We start from the raw sequence: 16,497 nt of genomic DNA, 5'->3' as shown, positions 1-16,497 counted from the left end.
TTAGAACTGGTAAACCAGACCCAGAGCTACGATGTTATCAGTGTTGATGCCAGCGTCACGAGTGAACTGGTTGTCGTCCAGCAGGTTGATTTTGTAGTCAACATAGGTGGACATGTTTTTGTTGAAGTAGTAAGTAGCACCAACATCAACATATTTCAGGATATCTTCGTCGTCGTAGTTACGAGTACCGATGGTGCCCAGGTTTTTACCTTTAGACTGCAGGTATGCTACAGACGGGCGCAGACCGAAGTCGAACTGGTACTGAGCAACAGCTTCGAAGTTCTGTGCTTTGTTCGCCCAACCCAGGGAACCTACGCGAGTTGCGTTGTAGGTCTGGGTGTACTGAGCAGCCAGGTAGATGTTGTTAGCGTCGTATTTCAGACCACCAGTGTAGGTTTCAGCACGGTCGCCGTTACCGATGTAAGCAGCGGTGTTCTGAGCATCAGTACGTTTGGAGCTGGAAACTGCAGCACCGATACCGAAGCCTTCGTAATCATAAGTGATAGAACCGCCAACGCCGTCGCCGTTCTGACGCAGAGCACCACGACCGTTGTTGGTCATGCCTTCGCCGCTTGCGCTACCGTTTTTACCCTGGTACTGAACAGCAAAGTTCAGGCCGTCAACCAGACCGAAGAAGTCAGTGTTACGGTAGGTCGCGAAGCCGTTACCACGCTGCTGCATGAAGTTGTCAGAACCGTAAGTGTCGCCACCGAATTCTGGCAGTACGTCGGTCCAGGAAGTTACGTCATAAACAACGCCGTAGTTACGACCGTAGTCGAAAGAACCCACATCCTGGAATTTCAGACCTGCGAATGCCACACGGGTCCAGGAGTTGTTTTCGTTTTCAGCGCTGTTGCCCTGGATCTGATATTCCCACTGGCCGTAACCGGTCAGTTGGTCAGTAACCTGAGTTTCACCTTTGAAGCCAAGACGCATGTAGGTCTGGTCGCCATCTACAGACTTGTCGTCAGAGAAATAGTGCAGGCCGTCTACTTTACCGTACAGATCTAATTTGTTGCCGTCTTTGTTGTAAACTTCAGCAGCGTTTGCTGCGCCTGCTACCAGCAGAGCTGGGACCAGGAGGGACAGTACTTTAACTTTCATGTTATTAACCCTCTGTTATATGCCTTTATTTGCTTTTTTATGCCACTGCATACTGATTAACCCTCATTAATCAGTCGGCAAGTCCATTCTCCCCAAAAATGCAGAATAATCCAACACGAATATGATACTAAAACTTTTAAGATGTTTCATTTATCGCTATAGATGTTTCAGAATGTAAATACAAGGGAACTTTTTAAGATTATTGCGGAATGGCGAAATAAGCACCTAACATCAAGCAATAATAATTCAAGGTTAAAATCAATAACTTATTCTTAAGTATTTGACAGCACTGAATGTCAAAACAAAACCTTCACTCGCAACTAGAATATCTCCCGCTATCATCATTAACTTTATTTATTACCGTCATTCATTTCTGAATGTCTGTTTACCCCTATTTCAACCGGATGCCTCGCATCCGGTTTTTTTTACCCTTCTTTACACACTTTTCATTATTCTGTGCTACCACAGAAAAACTATAACGCTTGTTAACTATTTCACAAATAATTAACATCAGCATAATTTCCAGCAATCTTCGTTTATTTGCAATTAATTTCGTTAGGCTTTTTGTAGGTTATTTGTACAGCAAAATGGCGCTTGTACATCTATTTCCCCCAATGCAGGATGATAAATATCACGGGAGAATAGAGAATCATCAATCAGGTAAGAGTCTGGAATTTCACACTGTACCCTTTATACTGCCCTATCACTTCGCGAAGTTTTAACAGGTCATAAACACGAATGCGTCAGAAAGAGACAACGGCCACGACCCGCTTTTCACTCCTACCGGGGAGCATTACCCGCTTCTTTTTACTGTTGATCATTGTGTTACTGGTGACGATGGGTGTAATGGTACAAAGCGCCGTTAACGCCTGGCTGAAAGATAAAAGTTACCAGATTGTCGACATTACCCACGCTATCCAAAAGCGCGTCGATACCTGGCGTTATGTGACCTGGCAGATCTACGACAACATTGCCGCGACGACCTCCCCCTCCTCCGGCGAAGGTTTACAAGAGACGCGCCTGAAACAGGATGTCTACTATCTGGAAAAACCACGCCGCAAAACGGAAGCGTTAATCTTTGGCTCTCACGACAACTCAACGCTTGAGATGACTCAACGGATGTCCACCTATCTGGACACGTTATGGGGCGCAGAAAATATACCGTGGTCGATGTATTACCTGAATGGTCAGGATAACAGTCTGGTACTGATCTCGACCCTGCCCCTCAAAGATCTCACCTCCGGATTTAAAGAATCGACCGTCAGCGACATTGTTGATTCACGTCGCGCAGAGATGTTGCAACAGGCCAACGCGCTCGATGAACGCGAAAGTTTTTCTAACCTGCGCCGCCTGGCCTGGCAGAACGGTCATTACTTTACCTTGCGTACCACGTTCAACCAGCCGGGACATCTGGCAACGGTCGTTGCTTTTGATCTGCCGATTAATGATTTGATCCCACCGGGTATGCCGCTGGACAGTTTCCGCCTTGAGCCAGACGCGACGGCAACGGGAAACAATGAAAATGAGAAAGAAGGGACGGATAGCGTCAGTATCCACTTTAACAGTACGAAGATTGAAATCTCCTCGGCACTCAACTCTACCGATATGCGCCTGGTCTGGCAGGTTCCTTATGGCACCTTATTGCTGGATACGTTGCAAAACATTCTGCTGCCACTGCTGCTGAACATCGGTTTGCTGGCGCTGGCGTTATTTGGCTATACCACATTCCGCCATTTCTCCAGCCGCAGTACAGAAAGCGTCCCCAGCACGGCGGTCAATAACGAATTGCGCATTTTACGGGCAATTAATGAAGAGATAGTCTCACTGCTGCCGCTCGGCTTGCTGGTTCACGATCAGGAATCGAACCGCACTGTCATAAGTAACAAAATTGCCGATCATTTGCTGCCGCATTTAAATCTGCAAAACATCACTACCATGGCGGAGCAGCATCAGGGGATTATTCAGGCGACGATCAATAACGAGCTGTATGAGATCCGCATGTTCCGCAGCCAGGTTGCGCCGCGCACACAAATTTTCATTATTCGCGATCAGGATCGCGAAGTGCTGGTAAACAAGAAACTCAAGCAGGCGCAGCGTCTGTATGAGAAAAACCAGCAGGGGCGGATGACCTTTATGAAAAACATTGGCGATGCGCTGAAAGAACCCGCACAGTCCCTGGCGGAGAGCGCGGCTAAACTCAACGCCCCGGAAGGCAAACAACTGGCGAATCAGGCAGATGTGCTGGTGCGGCTGGTCGATGAAATACAGTTAGCGAATATGCTTGCGGACGATAGCTGGAAAAGTGAGACGGAGCTGTTCTCCGTGCAGGATTTGATTGATGAAGTTGTGCCTTCAGTATTGCCTGCCATCAAGCGTAAAGGACTGCAACTGCTGATTAACAATCATCTGAAAGCACACGATATGCGCCGTGGCGATCGCGATGCCTTACGCCGTATTTTGCTGCTATTGATGCAATATGCCGTGACCTCAACACAATTGGGAAAAATCACCCTTGAGGTTGATCAGGATGAGTCCTCCGAAGACCGCCTGACTTTCCGCATTCTGGACACCGGTGAAGGCGTAAGCATTCATGAAATGGATAATTTGCACTTCCCGTTTATCAACCGGACCCAAAACGATCGCTATGGCAAGGCCGACCCGCTGGCATTCTGGTTGAGCGATCAACTGGCGCGTAAACTGGGCGGTCATTTAAACATCAAAACGCGGGACGGGCTTGGTACACGCTATTCTGTGCATATCAAAATGCTCGCAGCTGATCCGGAAGTTGAAGAGGAAGAAGAGCGTTTACTGGATGATGTCTGCGTAATGGTGGATGTCACTTCAGCAGAAATTCGGAATATTGTCACTCGCCAGTTAGAAAATTGGGGTGCAACCTGTATCACACCCGATGAAAGATTAATTAGTCAAGATTATGATATCTTTTTAACGGATAATCCGTCTAATCTTACTGCCTCTGGCTTGCTTTTAAGCGATGATGAGTCTGGCGTACGGGAAATTGGGCCTGGTCAATTGTGCGTCAACTTCAATATGAGCAACGCTATGCAGGAAGCGGTCTTACAATTAATTGAAGTGCAACTGGCGCAGGAAGAGGTGACAGAATCGCCTCTGGGCGGAGATGAAAATGCGCAACTCCATGCCAGCGGCTATTATGCGCTCTTTGTAGACACAGTACCGGATGATGTTAAGAGGCTGTATACTGAAGCAGCAACCAGTGACTTTGCTGCGTTAGCCCAAACGGCTCATCGTCTTAAAGGCGTATTTGCCATGCTAAATCTGGTACCCGGCAAGCAGTTATGTGAAACGCTGGAACATCTGATTCGTGAGAAGGATGTTCCAGGAATAGAAAAATACATCAGCGACATTGACAGTTATGTCAAGAGCTTGCTGTAGCAAGGTAGCCTATTACATGAACAATATGAACGTAATTATTGCCGATGACCATCCGATAGTCTTGTTCGGTATTCGCAAATCACTTGAGCAAATTGAGTGGGTGAATGTTGTCGGCGAATTTGAAGACTCTACAGCACTGATCAACAACCTGCCGAAACTGGATGCGCATGTGTTGATTACCGATCTCTCCATGCCTGGCGATAAGTACGGCGATGGAATTACCTTAATCAAGTACATCAAGCGCCATTTCCCAAGCCTGTCGATCATCGTTCTGACCATGAACAACAACCCGGCGATTCTTAGTGCGGTATTGGATCTGGATATCGAAGGGATCGTGCTGAAACAAGGTGCACCGACCGATCTGCCGAAAGCTCTCGCCGCGCTGCAGAAAGGGAAGAAATTTACCCCGGAAAGCGTTTCTCGCCTGTTGGAAAAAATCAGTGCTGGTGGTTACGGTGACAAGCGTCTCTCGCCAAAAGAGAGTGAAGTTCTGCGCCTGTTTGCGGAAGGTTTCCTGGTGACCGAGATCGCTAAAAAGCTGAACCGCAGTATCAAAACCATCAGTAGCCAGAAGAAATCTGCGATGATGAAGCTGGGTGTCGAGAACGATATTGCTCTGCTGAATTATCTCTCTTCTGTGACCTTAAGTCCGGCAGATAAAGACTAATCATCTGTAGGCCAGATAAGACGCGTCAGCGTCGCATCTGGCATTTGCACTGAATGCCGGATGCGGCGTAAACGCCTTATCCGGCCTACGATTCCCATTATTTCAATGGATTACAACAAAGTAGGCCAGATAAGACGCACCAGCGTCGCATCTGGCATTTGCACTGAATGCCAGATGCGGCGTAAATGTCTTATAAGCCTACGATTCCCGCGATTTCCGGACCCTCTCGGCATATACCGTCAGTGTCTGTTTTATAACATCCAGCGTTACCGGCTTCGACAGGCAACTGTCCATACCGGACTCCAGACACCGCTGCTTCTCTTCAGCCAGCGCATTAGCAGTTACTCCGATTACCGGCAACGTCAGCCCCAACTGACGAATGCGTTGCGTCAAGCGGTAACCATCCATATTTGGCATGTTGACGTCGCTAAGCACGATATCGATATGATTCTTGCTAAGTACATTAAGCGCATCGACGCCATCATTCGCAGTTTTACATTGATAACCCAACGATCCCAACTGATCTGCAAGCAGACGCCGGTTAATCGGATGATCATCCACGACCAGAATCATCATATCGTCGTTATCGCTGACCGCTTTGTCCGTCGACGGCAGAGCGTTAGCAGGATCATCGCTCTCCATCTCGATCAAATAAATACGCGCCAACAATGCCGGTAGCTCATGCGGTGCAGCCACACTGTGTACCCACTCCCCTGGCGCTTTCTCCAGCGGAATACCAATATGGCGACGACAGAAGGTCACTACCGCTCTACCCTGCCATTTTTTGCTCACTACCTCGTCAGTGATTAACACATCTTCGGGAGTCGGTTCCTGCCCTTCGTATGTTGTAACGACGATGCCGCTGCGCTGCAAACTGGTTTCCAGGAACTGACAGAGCGACGCATTGCGGACCGCCAGCCAGCAGCGTTTACCACTCAACCCTTCCACGCCTTTTTTCTGCGGGTACTGAGCGCCGTACAACGGAATACGCACGGTAAACTGGCTGCCCATTCCCGGTTCTGAATCTACCGAGATGTCGCCGTCCATCATGCTGATCAGTTTTTCACAAATCGCCAGACCCAGACCAGTCCCCTGGAAGTTACGCTGTACGCCCGTTCCGACCTGGAAGAAGGGATCAAACAAGCGCACCACTTCTTTCGCCGGAATCCCCACGCCGGTATCGCGAACACGGATAGAGAGATAATCGCCATCAGCGCGAACATGCAGAACTATACAGCCGGTATCGGTGAATTTTATGGCGTTACTCAACAGGTTGGAGATGACCTGCTGTAAACGCATTGGGTCGCCATTTAAGGCCACTGGCACATCCGGTTCAATAAAGCAGTACAAGCCTAGCTGCTTGCGTACCACCAGCGGTAAATAGTTGGCGGTGATGTGGTTCATCACTTCACGCGGTGAAAACTCACGCGGTTCGATCTTCAACTGTTCTGATTCAATTTTCGAGAAATCGAGAATATCGCTGATAATTTTCAACAACAGGCTGGAAGAGTTGTTCATTGCCGTCACCAGACGATCGACGCCTTTTGGCAGCTCTTTGGTTTGCAACAGATCCAGGTTACCGATAATGCCATACAACGGCGTTCGCAGCTCATGACTTACGGTGGCAAGGAACATCGATTTTGACTGACTCGCCTGTTCCGCTGCTTGTGCCATCTCCTGCAACGACTCTTCCATCTTCACGCGCGAAGAAACATCCACCAGCACACAAATAGCCACGTTTTCATTACGATAGCGCGAATGGACGAAGCTGATTTGCAGATTGGTATTGTTGCTGGTCAGGACATCAACAAAATTGACCTGCTGACCACAAATAATTTGCGTCAGTCGTTGGCGATCCTCATGCGTAAGCATATTGAGATAGGTATGCGCAAGTTCGTTACTTAAAATATTAACGCCATCAGCGGTACGCAAAATGCAGATACCCACTGGCGCGGAAGCGACAATCTTGCGATTAAACTGCTCGTGCTCTTCCAGTCGCAGGGCGTCGCTTTCCGCAGGAATGAATATACGCCGCTCGTACATCCGTGCGAGAGTAAACAACGCGGCTCCGGCAAGCACATTCAGTAAAATCGCGTTAAGGATCAACATGCGAATGCGCTCCAGCACCTTATCAACCGGCACCGAATAGACGATGCTTAACGATGAAGGTGGCAGGTTTTTCTTCAGCACCAGTTCCCGGAACCCTTCCGTATAGCCAAACCAGGAACGTTCCTGCATCCAGCGAGGATCGCTCTTAATCTTGCTTTCCGGTCCGGTAAGCGAAATCAGGGTATGACCATTTTCATCAAGAATGGTTACCCCCATCGGCAACGTACCAGGTAAGAAGAAGTTCTCCATCCTGATGGTCTGCTCAACACCTAAAAGCGCCTGCAACCGGTTCGCCAGATAAACTGGCGTCAAGGCGTAAAAATACCCGACGCCAGGGCGCGGACCTTCGCTGATCCAGTAGAGGTTACTGCCGCTATCATCTTGTGGTGCATTTCGATATTTATTGATGCGTTCATGCAAAGCTTTCAACGCGGTATCGCGTTCCACTGGCATATCACGCAGACCGAAATTGGCCATGCAAAGGTTATCGCTGCCGATTAAAAATACCCGGTTGAGATCGTAAGCCGCAGAGAAATTATCGCGCCAGTAGCGCATAAACCACGCCAATGACTCCAGAGAACCTCGCCAGGTGTTACTCATTGCGGAACAATCGGAGTCGGCAAACAGTGGTTCAAACACTGGCACATCTGCCTGCGTTTCTCGTCCACGCGGCGAAAGCACACCGTTTTCTGCCGATAAGCGATTTTCAGCTATGTACTTCAGCTCTTTCATCACATCAGAGGTGCGTTGAATAAAGCGCTGAGCCTGATCGGAACTCAGATTAAATTCCTGACGAATTTCCGATTCTCGCTGATGCAACGCATTAACGATGTAAAAAACGGATGAAAAAGCAATCAACAGCCAGAGCACTAACGCCAATGCTCTGAACATGTAGCGCGAGGCTTTCAGGGTTGTACGAAAAGAAGCAAGGTATTTCAAAGGGGCGAAGCTCCGCCTCAGGTGACCGATGGAGTGTGGTTAAGGTAGCGGTAAAAGCGTGTTACCGCAATGTTCTCTCTTCTCTGGAATATGATACACCGCCGAGAAATCATCACCTTAACCTCTGATAATCGTCATATACCGGACAAGACTAGTGGGATTCAGCATGCATTATATGAAGTGGATTTATCCACGCCGCTTACGCAATCAAATGATCCTGATGGCAATCCTGATGGTCATTGTCCCAACGCTTACTATTGGTTATATCGTAGAAACGGAAGGACGTTCAGCAGTCTTATCTGAAAAAGAGAAAAAACTTTCTGCCGTGGTCAACCTGCTTAATCAGGCGCTAGGCGATCGCTACGATCTCTACAACGACTTACCACGTGAGGAGCGAATCCACGCACTGAATGCAGAACTTGCTCCCATTACTGAAAATATCACTCACGCCTTTCCTGGCATAGGTGCTGGTTATTACAACAAAACACTGGATGCGATAATCACTTACGCGCCTTCAGCGCTGTATCAGAATAATGTGGGCGTTACTATTGCCGCAGATCACCCTGGTCGCGAAGTCATGCGTACAAATACTCCTTTGATTTATTCAGGCAGGCAGGTGCGCGGCGATATTTTGAATTCAATGATCCCCATTGAGCGTAATGGTGAAATCCTCGGTTATATCTGGGCCAATGAATTAACCGAAGATATTCGCCGCCAGGCCTGGAAAATGGATGTGAGGATTATCATTGTGCTCACCGCCGGTTTGCTGATAAGCCTGCTGTTGATTGTCCTTTTCTCCCGTCGCCTGAGCGCCAATATAGATATCATCACCGATGGTCTCGCGACTCTGGCGCAAAATATTCCCACTCGATTACCACAATTGCCCGGTGAAATGGGGCAAATTAGTCAGAGTGTCAACAACCTCGCCCAGGCACTGCGTGAAACGCGAACACTTAACGATCTGATTATTGAAAACGCTGCCGATGGCGTCATTGCCATTGACCGCCAGGGTGATGTAACCACCATGAACCCGGCAGCAGAAGTCATCACTGGCTATCAACGTCATGAACTGGTAGGGCAGCCTTACTCCATGTTGTTCGACAATACTCCGTTCTACAGTCCAGTACTGGATACGCTGGAACATGGTACCGAACATGTGGCGCTGGAGATCAGTTTTCCAGGCCGTGAGCGCACCATTGAACTCAGTGTCACTACCAGTCGTATTCATAATACGCATGGTGAAATGATAGGTGCTTTGGTGATTTTCTCTGATTTAACTGCCCGCAAAGAAACCCAGCGCCGAATGGCGCAAGCTGAACGCCTCGCCACACTGGGTGAGCTGATGGCTGGCGTGGCGCATGAAGTACGTAATCCGTTAACGGCTATTCGTGGTTATGTACAGATCTTGCGCCAACAAACCAGTGACCCAATACATCAGGAATATCTGTCCGTAGTACTCAAAGAAATCGATTCAATTAACAAAGTTATTCAGCAATTGCTCGAATTTTCACGCCCACGCCACAGTCAATGGCAACAAGTCAGCCTCAATGCATTGGTTGAAGAAACTCTGGTACTGGTACAAACCGCCGGCGTACAAGCGCGAGTCGACTTCATAAGCGAACTGGATAATGAATTAAGCCCGATTAACGCCGATCGTGAACTGCTCAAACAGGTACTACTGAATATCCTGATCAATGCCGTCCAGGCTATCAGTGCACGAGGGAAAATTCGCATTCGAACCTGGCAGTATAGCGACTCACAACAGGCCATTTCGATAGAGGACAACGGCAGTGGCATTGATCTCTCGCTGCAAAAAAAGATCTTCGATCCCTTTTTCACTACCAAAGCCTCAGGAACCGGGCTTGGTCTGGCGTTAAGTCAACGCATCATTAATGCCCATCAGGGTGATATTCGCGTCGCCAGTTTGCCGGGCTACGGCGCAACCTTCACGCTTATTTTACCGATCAACCCGCAGGGAAATCAGACTGTATGACTGCTATTAATCGCATCCTTATTGTGGATGATGAAGATAATGTTCGCCGTATGCTGAGCACCGCTTTTGCACTACAAGGATTCGAAACACATTGTGCGAACAACGGGCGCACAGCATTACACCTGTTTGCCGATATTCACCCTGACGTGGTGTTGATGGATATCCGCATGCCAGAGATGGACGGCATCAAGGCACTCAAGGAGATGCGCAGCCATGAGACACGGACACCCGTTATTCTGATGACGGCCTATGCTGAAGTGGAAACCGCCGTCGAAGCACTACGCTGCGGAGCCTTTGACTATGTCATCAAACCGTTTGATCTCGATGAGTTGAATTTAATCGTTCAGCGCGCTTTACAACTCCAGTCAATGAAAAAAGAGATCCGTCATCTGCACCAGGCACTAAGCACCAGTTGGCAATGGGGGCACATTCTCACTAACAGCCCGGCAATGATGGACATCTGCAAAGACACCGCCAAAATTGCCCTTTCTCAGGCCAGCGTCTTGATTAGCGGTGAAAGCGGCACCGGGAAAGAGTTGATTGCCAGAGCGATTCACTACAATTCGCGGCGGGCCAAGGGGCCGTTTATTAAAGTCAACTGCGCGGCGCTGCCGGAATCGTTGCTCGAAAGTGAACTGTTTGGTCATGAAAAAGGCGCATTTACTGGTGCACAAACCCTGCGTCAGGGATTATTTGAACGTGCCAACGAAGGTACTCTGCTCCTTGACGAAATTGGTGAAATGCCGCTGGTACTGCAAGCCAAATTACTACGCATTCTGCAGGAACGGGAATTTGAACGGATTGGCGGTCATCAGACCATAAAAGTTGATATCCGCATCATTGCTGCCACCAACCGCGACTTGCAGGCAATGGTGAAAGAAGGCACCTTCCGTGAAGATCTCTTTTATCGCCTTAACGTTATTCATTTAATACTGCCGCCTCTGCGCGATCGCCGGGAAGATATTTCCCTGTTAGCTAATCACTTTTTGCAAAAATTCAGTAGTGAGAATCAGCGCGATATTATCGACATCGATCCGATGGCAATGTCACTGCTTACCGCATGGTCATGGCCGGGAAATATTCGAGAGCTTTCCAACGTTATTGAACGCGCCGTCGTGATGAATTCAGGCCCGATCATTTTTTCTGAGGATCTTCCGCCGCAGATTCGTCAGCCAGTCTGTAGTGCTGGTGAAGCAAAAACAGCCCCTGTCGGTGAGCGTAATTTAAAAGAGGAAATTAAACGCGTCGAAAAACGCATCATTATGGAAGTGCTGGAACAACAAGAAGGAAACCGAACCCGCACTGCTTTAATGCTGGGCATCAGTCGCCGTGCATTGATGTATAAACTCCAGGAATACGGTATCGATCCGGCGGATGTATAACGCCAAAACTTGCTATGCAGAAATTTGCACAGTGCGCAAATTTCTGCATAGCCGTTCATTCAACCTCTTAATCCCCACCTTATTTATTCTTTACTATTCAATAAGTTAAAAAACAATATCAAACATTTTCATTCTGGCACTCCCCTTGCTATTCCCTGACTGTACCCACAACGGTGTATGCAAGAGGGATAAATAATGAAAACAAAATTGATGACATTACAAGACGCCTCCGGCTTCTTTCGTGACGGCATGACCATCATGGTGGGCGGATTTATGGGAATTGGCACTCCATCCCGCCTGGTGGAAGCATTACTGGAATCTGGCGTTCGCGACCTGACATTGATAGCCAATGATACCGCGTTTGTTGATACCGGCATCGGTCCGCTCATCGTCAATGGTCGAGTCCGCAAAGTAATTGCTTCACATATCGGCACCAACCCGGAAACCGGACGGCGCATGATTTCTGGCGAAATGGAGGTCGTTCTCGTACCGCAAGGTACATTGATTGAGCAAATTCGCTGTGGTGGAGCTGGACTTGGTGGTTTTCTCACGCCAACTGGTGTCGGCACCGTCGTAGAGGAAGGCAAACAGACGCTGACACTCGACGGTAAAACCTGGCTGCTTGAACGTCCACTGCGCGCCGACCTGGCGCTCATTCGCGCCCATCGTTGCGACACACTTGGCAACCTGACCTACCAACTTAGCGCCCGCAACTTTAACCCCCTGATTGCCCTTGCGGCTGATATCACGCTGGTGGAGCCAGATGAACTGGTCGAAACCGGCGAACTGCAACCTGACCATATTGTCACCCCTGGTGCCGTTATCGACCACATCATCGTTTCACAGGAGAGCAAATAATGGATGCGAAACAACGTATTGCGCGCCGTGTGGCGCAAGAGCTTCGTGATGGTGACATCGTTAACTTAGGGATCGGTTTACCCACAATGGTCGCCAATTATTTACCGGAGGATATTCATATCACTCTGCAATCGGAAAATGGCTTCCTCGGTTTAGGCCCAGTCACTACAGCGCATCCAGATCTGGTGAACGCTGGCGGGCAACCATGCGGCATTTTACCCGGCGCAGCGATGTTCGACAGCGCAATGTCGTTTGCGCTGATTCGTGGTGGTCATATTGATGCCTGCGTACTCGGTGGTTTGCAGGTAGACGAAGAAGCCAACCTCGCGAACTGGGTAGTGCCTGGAAAAATGGTGCCCGGTATGGGTGGCGCGATGGATCTGGTGACCGGGTCGCGCAAAGTGATCATCGCCATGGAACATTGCGCCAAAGATGGTTCAGCAAAAATTTTGCGCCGCTGCACCATGCCGCTCACTGCGCAACACGCGGTGCATATGCTGGTCACTGAACTGGCAGTCTTTCGTTTCATTGACGGCAAAATGTGGCTCACCGAAATTGCCGACGGGTGTGATTTAGCCACCGTGCGTGCCAAAACCGAAGCTCAGTTTGAAGTCGCCGCCGATCTGAATACGCAGCGGGGTGATTTATGATTGGTCGCATCTCGCGTTTTATGACGCGTTTTGTCAGCCGGTGGCTTCCCGATCCACTGATCTTTGCCATGTTGCTGACATTGCTAACGTTCGTGATCGCGCTTTGGTTAACACCACAAACGCCGATCAGCATGGTGAAAATGTGGGGGGACGGTTTCTGGAACTTGCTGGCGTTCGGTATGCAGATGGCGCTTATCATCGTTACCGGTCATGCCCTTGCCAGCTCTGCTCCGGTGAAAAGCTTGCTGCGTACTGCCGCTTCCGCCGCAAAGACGCCCGTACAGGGCGTCATGCTGGTCACTTTCTTCGGTTCAGTCGCTTGTGTCATCAACTGGGGATTTGGTCTGGTTGTCGGAGCAATGTTCGCCCGTGAAGTCGCCCGGCGAGTACCCGGTTCTGATTATCCGTTGCTCATTGCCTGCGCCTACATTGGTTTTCTTACCTGGGGTGGCGGTTTCTCTGGTTCAATGCCTCTGTTGGCTGCCACACCGGGCAATCCGGTTGAGCATATCGCCGGGCTTATCCCGGTGGGCGATACTCTGTTCAGTGGTTTTAACATTTTCATCACTGTGGCATTGATTGTGGTGATGCCATTTATTACCCGCATGATGATGCCAAAACCGTCTGACGTGGTGAGTATCGATCCGAAACTACTCATGGAAGAGGCTGATTTTCAGAAGCAGCTACCGAAAGATGCCCCACCATCCGAGCGACTGGAGGAAAGTCGCATCCTGACGTTGATCATCGGCGCACTCGGTATCGCTTACCTGGCGATGTACTTCAGCGAACATGGCTTCAACATCACCATCAATACCGTCAACCTGATGTTTATGATTGCGGGTCTGCTGCTACATAAAACGCCAATGGCTTATATGCGTGCTATCAGCGCGGCTGCGCGCAGTACCGCCGGTATTCTGGTGCAATTCCCCTTCTACGCCGGGATCCAACTGATGATGGAGCACTCCGGTCTGGGTGGGTTCATTACTGAATTCTTCATCAATGTTGCGAACAAAGACACCTTCCCGGTAATGACCTTCTTTAGTTCTGCACTGATTAACTTCGCCGTTCCGTCTGGCGGCGGTCACTGGGTTATTCAGGGACCTTTCGTGATACCTGCAGCCCAGGCGCTGGGAGCCGATCTCGGTAAATCGGTAATGGCGATCGCCTACGGCGAGCAATGGATGAACATGGCACAACCGTTCTGGGCGCTGCCAGCACTGGCAATCGCCGGACTCGGTGTCCGCGACATCATGGGCTATTGCATCACTGCTCTGCTTTTCTCCGGCGTCATTTTCGTCATTGGTTTAACGCTGTTCTGACGGCAACTTTACAGACAGAAGGAATATAAAATGAAAAATTGTGTCATCGTCAGTGCGGTACGTACTGCCATCGGTAGTTTTAATGGTTCACTCGCCTCCACCAGCGCCATCGATCTGGGAGCAACAGTAATTCAGGCCGCTATTGAACGCGCAAAAATCGATTCACAACATATCGATGAAGTGATTATGGGTAACGTGTTGCAAGCCGGGCTGGGGCAAAATCCGGCGCGTCAGGCACTGTTAAAAAGCGGACTGGCCGAAACGGTGTGCGGATTCACGGTCAATAAGGTGTGTGGTTCGGGTCTGAAAAGCGTGGCGCTTGCCGCCCAGGCAATTCAGGCAGGTCAGGCGCAGAGCATTGTGGCGGGGGGTATGGAAAATATGAGTTTAGCGCCCTACTTACTCGATGCAAAAGCACGCTCTGGTTATCGTCTGGGAGACGGACAGGTTTATGACGTAATCCTGCGCGATGGTCTGATGTGCGCCACCCATGGTTATCATATGGGAATTACCGCCGAAAACGTGGCTAAGGAGTACGGGATTACCCGCGAAATGCAGGATGAACTGGCGCTACATTCACAGCGTAAAGCGGTTGCCGCAATTGAGTCCGGTGCTTTTACAGCCGAAATCGTCCCGGTAAATGTTGTCACCCGGAAGAAAACCCTCGTCTTCAGTCAAGACGAATTCCCGAAACCAGATTCTACTACAGAAGCTCTGGCTGCATTGCGTCCGGCCTTCGATAAAGCAGGTACTGTCACCGCCGGGAACGCGTCAGGTATTAACGACGGTGCTGCCGCTCTGGTGATTATGGAAGAATCCGCGGCGCTGGCAGCAGGCCTGAATCCCCTGGCACGTATTAAAAGTTATGCCAGCGGCGGCGTGCACCCCGCATTGATGGGTATGGGACCAGTGCCTGCCACGCAAAAAGCGTTACAACTGGCGGGGCTGCAGCTGGCAGACATTGATCTTATCGAAGCCAATGAAGCATTTGCCGCGCAGTTCCTTGCTGTAGGGAAAACGCTGGGCTTTGCCCCTGAGAAAGTGAATGTCAACGGTGGGGCCATCGCGCTGGGGCATCCTATCGGCGCCAGCGGTGCGCGTATTCTGGTCACACTATTACATGCAATGCAGGCACGCGATAAAACGCTGGGTCTGGCAACGTTGTGCATTGGCGGCGGTCAAGGAATTGCGATGGTGATTGAACGATTGAATTAACATGTAAAAACGCCCGATAGCGAAAGTCATCGGGCGTTTTCTTGAACATTGGCAGTAAAGGTAACCTCATTAATCACCAGTCAAAACTTTTCACCAGCGTCAGCTCGCCAGCATTACGCATCGGTACAATAAATGTTTCCTGTTTCTCATTAACCGATCCTTCATCGGTGATCAATGTCAGTTGGGCGGTCGTCAATTCCGTTTCGCTGCGTCCGCCATAGTAGTTGATATATACCTGATAGCGCCCGTGAACTGGTGCTGGCATGGCGAAAATCTCCGGTCCGTACCCCGTCGTGACATCCATATCCAGTGCACCACTGTTTTTCAGCACCGTGTTACCGTACCAGGCGTGTTCACCATCCGGCGTGACAACATGAAGATCGAGGTCGGTATTGTCCGTATCCCACGAGAGAACCAGCCGTAAACGCGCGCGAATCACTCCAGCCCCCGGCGTTGAGTAAAACTGCATTTTTTGTCGACTTCGCCCATCTGGGCTGATGACCTGCACGCTGTTGCTGCCTTCAGTGAAAATATAAGGGCGTGCAAATGAACCATCGGATTCAATTCTCTGCGGCATACTGGCACCGTTGACCACCAACCGGCCCTGCTGAACTTTACCCGCCGCCGCATAATTCTTTATTTTGCCGCGGATCTGCGCTGAGATATTTTGATCATCTGCCATGTTGACGGACGACGCGGGGTAATTGATCGATTGTGAAAAGCTGGCATCTTCACCATCCGCAGGATGCCAGCCAGAGAGCGGTGCATCAATCTCGACTTCCTGTACACCTTCACTGTGAGCGACAGGCGAAAGCGCCACCAGTAACAACGGAAAAAAAATCTTTCGCAT

11 protein-coding genes are annotated in these 16,497 nt (G+C 49.7%); 8 read left to right on the top strand and 3 right to left on the bottom strand.

The features are described 5' to 3' along the window. Positions 1–1,104, bottom strand: a complete 1,104-nt coding sequence (gene ompC, locus FQZ95_RS18740; RefSeq protein WP_105287780.1) for a porin OmpC — start codon at positions 1,102–1,104, stop codon at positions 1–3. 738 nt (positions 1,105–1,842) lie between these two features. Here ompC and rcsD point away from each other — a divergent pair. Beyond that, positions 1,843–4,515 (top strand): phosphotransferase RcsD, encoded by a 2,673-nt coding sequence (gene rcsD, locus FQZ95_RS18735; RefSeq protein ID WP_105287779.1) that lies wholly within the window; start codon positions 1,843–1,845, stop codon positions 4,513–4,515. Positions 4,516–4,531: 16 nt separating this feature from the next. Further along, the gene (gene rcsB, locus FQZ95_RS18730; protein WP_001061917.1) at positions 4,532–5,182 is read left to right on the top strand and encodes a response regulator transcription factor RcsB; all 651 of its coding nucleotides are present in this window, start codon (positions 4,532–4,534) and stop codon (positions 5,180–5,182) included. Positions 5,183–5,380: 198 nt separating this feature from the next. On the opposite strand, the gene rcsC is transcribed toward rcsB, so the two are convergent. Next, on the bottom strand, positions 5,381–8,230 hold the full coding sequence (gene rcsC, locus FQZ95_RS18725; RefSeq protein WP_032303395.1) for a two-component system sensor histidine kinase RcsC: 2,850 nt from the start codon (positions 8,228–8,230) through the stop codon (positions 5,381–5,383). Between the two features lie 166 nt (positions 8,231–8,396). Between rcsC and atoS the strand changes: the two genes are divergently transcribed. From atoS to atoB, 6 genes are all read left to right on the top strand, one after another. Then, a complete protein-coding gene (atoS, locus tag FQZ95_RS18720; protein ID WP_105287778.1) occupies positions 8,397–10,223 on the top strand; it encodes a two-component system sensor histidine kinase AtoS in 1,827 nt (608 codons plus the stop codon). After that, positions 10,220–11,605: an acetoacetate metabolism transcriptional regulator AtoC gene (gene atoC / locus FQZ95_RS18715; protein ID WP_000125285.1), complete on the top strand. Its 1,386-nt coding sequence runs from the start codon at positions 10,220–10,222 to the stop codon at positions 11,603–11,605. The genes atoS and atoC overlap by 4 nt, the downstream gene beginning before the upstream one ends. 195 nt (positions 11,606–11,800) lie before the next feature. After that, entirely contained in the window at positions 11,801–12,463 is a 663-nt protein-coding gene (atoD, locus tag FQZ95_RS18710) for an acetate CoA-transferase subunit alpha (RefSeq protein WP_000850525.1), read from the top strand. Beyond that, positions 12,463–13,113 carry an acetate CoA-transferase subunit beta gene (gene atoA / locus FQZ95_RS18705; protein WP_000339051.1) on the top strand — a complete coding sequence of 217 codons (651 nt, stop codon included), beginning with the start codon at positions 12,463–12,465 and terminating at the stop codon, positions 13,111–13,113. Before atoD ends, atoA begins: the two co-directional genes overlap by 1 nt. Continuing rightward, positions 13,110–14,432 carry a TIGR00366 family protein gene (locus tag FQZ95_RS18700; RefSeq protein ID WP_105287777.1) on the top strand — a complete coding sequence of 441 codons (1,323 nt, stop codon included), beginning with the start codon at positions 13,110–13,112 and terminating at the stop codon, positions 14,430–14,432. Before atoA ends, FQZ95_RS18700 begins: the two co-directional genes overlap by 4 nt. 30 nt (positions 14,433–14,462) lie before the next feature. Further along, positions 14,463–15,647 (top strand): acetyl-CoA acetyltransferase, encoded by a 1,185-nt coding sequence (gene atoB, locus FQZ95_RS18695; RefSeq protein ID WP_160530511.1) that lies wholly within the window; start codon positions 14,463–14,465, stop codon positions 15,645–15,647. A gap of 73 nt (positions 15,648–15,720) precedes the next feature. Here the strand turns inward: atoB and FQZ95_RS18690 are convergent, their stop codons facing one another. Continuing rightward, positions 15,721–16,497, bottom strand: coding sequence for a YfaP family protein (locus FQZ95_RS18690; protein ID WP_032184657.1), 777 nt, complete (start codon positions 16,495–16,497; stop codon positions 15,721–15,723).

Origin of the sequence: Escherichia sp. HH41S (genome assembly GCF_009820115.1) — a bacterium.
GTDB lineage: Bacteria > Pseudomonadota > Gammaproteobacteria > Enterobacterales > Enterobacteriaceae > Escherichia > Escherichia coli_F.
The sequence above is the reverse complement of the archived record's forward strand: the minus strand, read 5'-3'. Positions and strand labels throughout refer to the sequence as shown.

Bases quoted from the DNA above. Each gene is read 5' to 3' on its own strand.
- atoB (WP_160530511.1), top strand. From the start codon at position 14,463: ATGAAAAATTGTGTCATCGTCAGTGCGGTACGTACTGCCATCGGTAGT.
- atoD (WP_000850525.1), top strand. From the start codon at position 11,801: ATGAAAACAAAATTGATGACATTACAAGACGCCTCCGGCTTCTTTCGT.
- atoS (WP_105287778.1), top strand. From the start codon at position 8,397: ATGCATTATATGAAGTGGATTTATCCACGCCGCTTACGCAATCAAATG.
- atoC (WP_000125285.1), top strand. From the start codon at position 10,220: ATGACTGCTATTAATCGCATCCTTATTGTGGATGATGAAGATAATGTT.
- FQZ95_RS18700 (WP_105287777.1), top strand. From the start codon at position 13,110: ATGATTGGTCGCATCTCGCGTTTTATGACGCGTTTTGTCAGCCGGTGG.
- atoA (WP_000339051.1), top strand. From the start codon at position 12,463: ATGGATGCGAAACAACGTATTGCGCGCCGTGTGGCGCAAGAGCTTCGT.
- ompC (WP_105287780.1), bottom strand. From the start codon at position 1,104: ATGAAAGTTAAAGTACTGTCCCTCCTGGTCCCAGCTCTGCTGGTAGCA.
- FQZ95_RS18690 (WP_032184657.1), bottom strand. From the start codon at position 16,497: ATGCGAAAGATTTTTTTTCCGTTGTTACTGGTGGCGCTTTCGCCTGTC.
- rcsD (WP_105287779.1), top strand. From the start codon at position 1,843: ATGCGTCAGAAAGAGACAACGGCCACGACCCGCTTTTCACTCCTACCG.
- rcsB (WP_001061917.1), top strand. From the start codon at position 4,532: ATGAACAATATGAACGTAATTATTGCCGATGACCATCCGATAGTCTTG.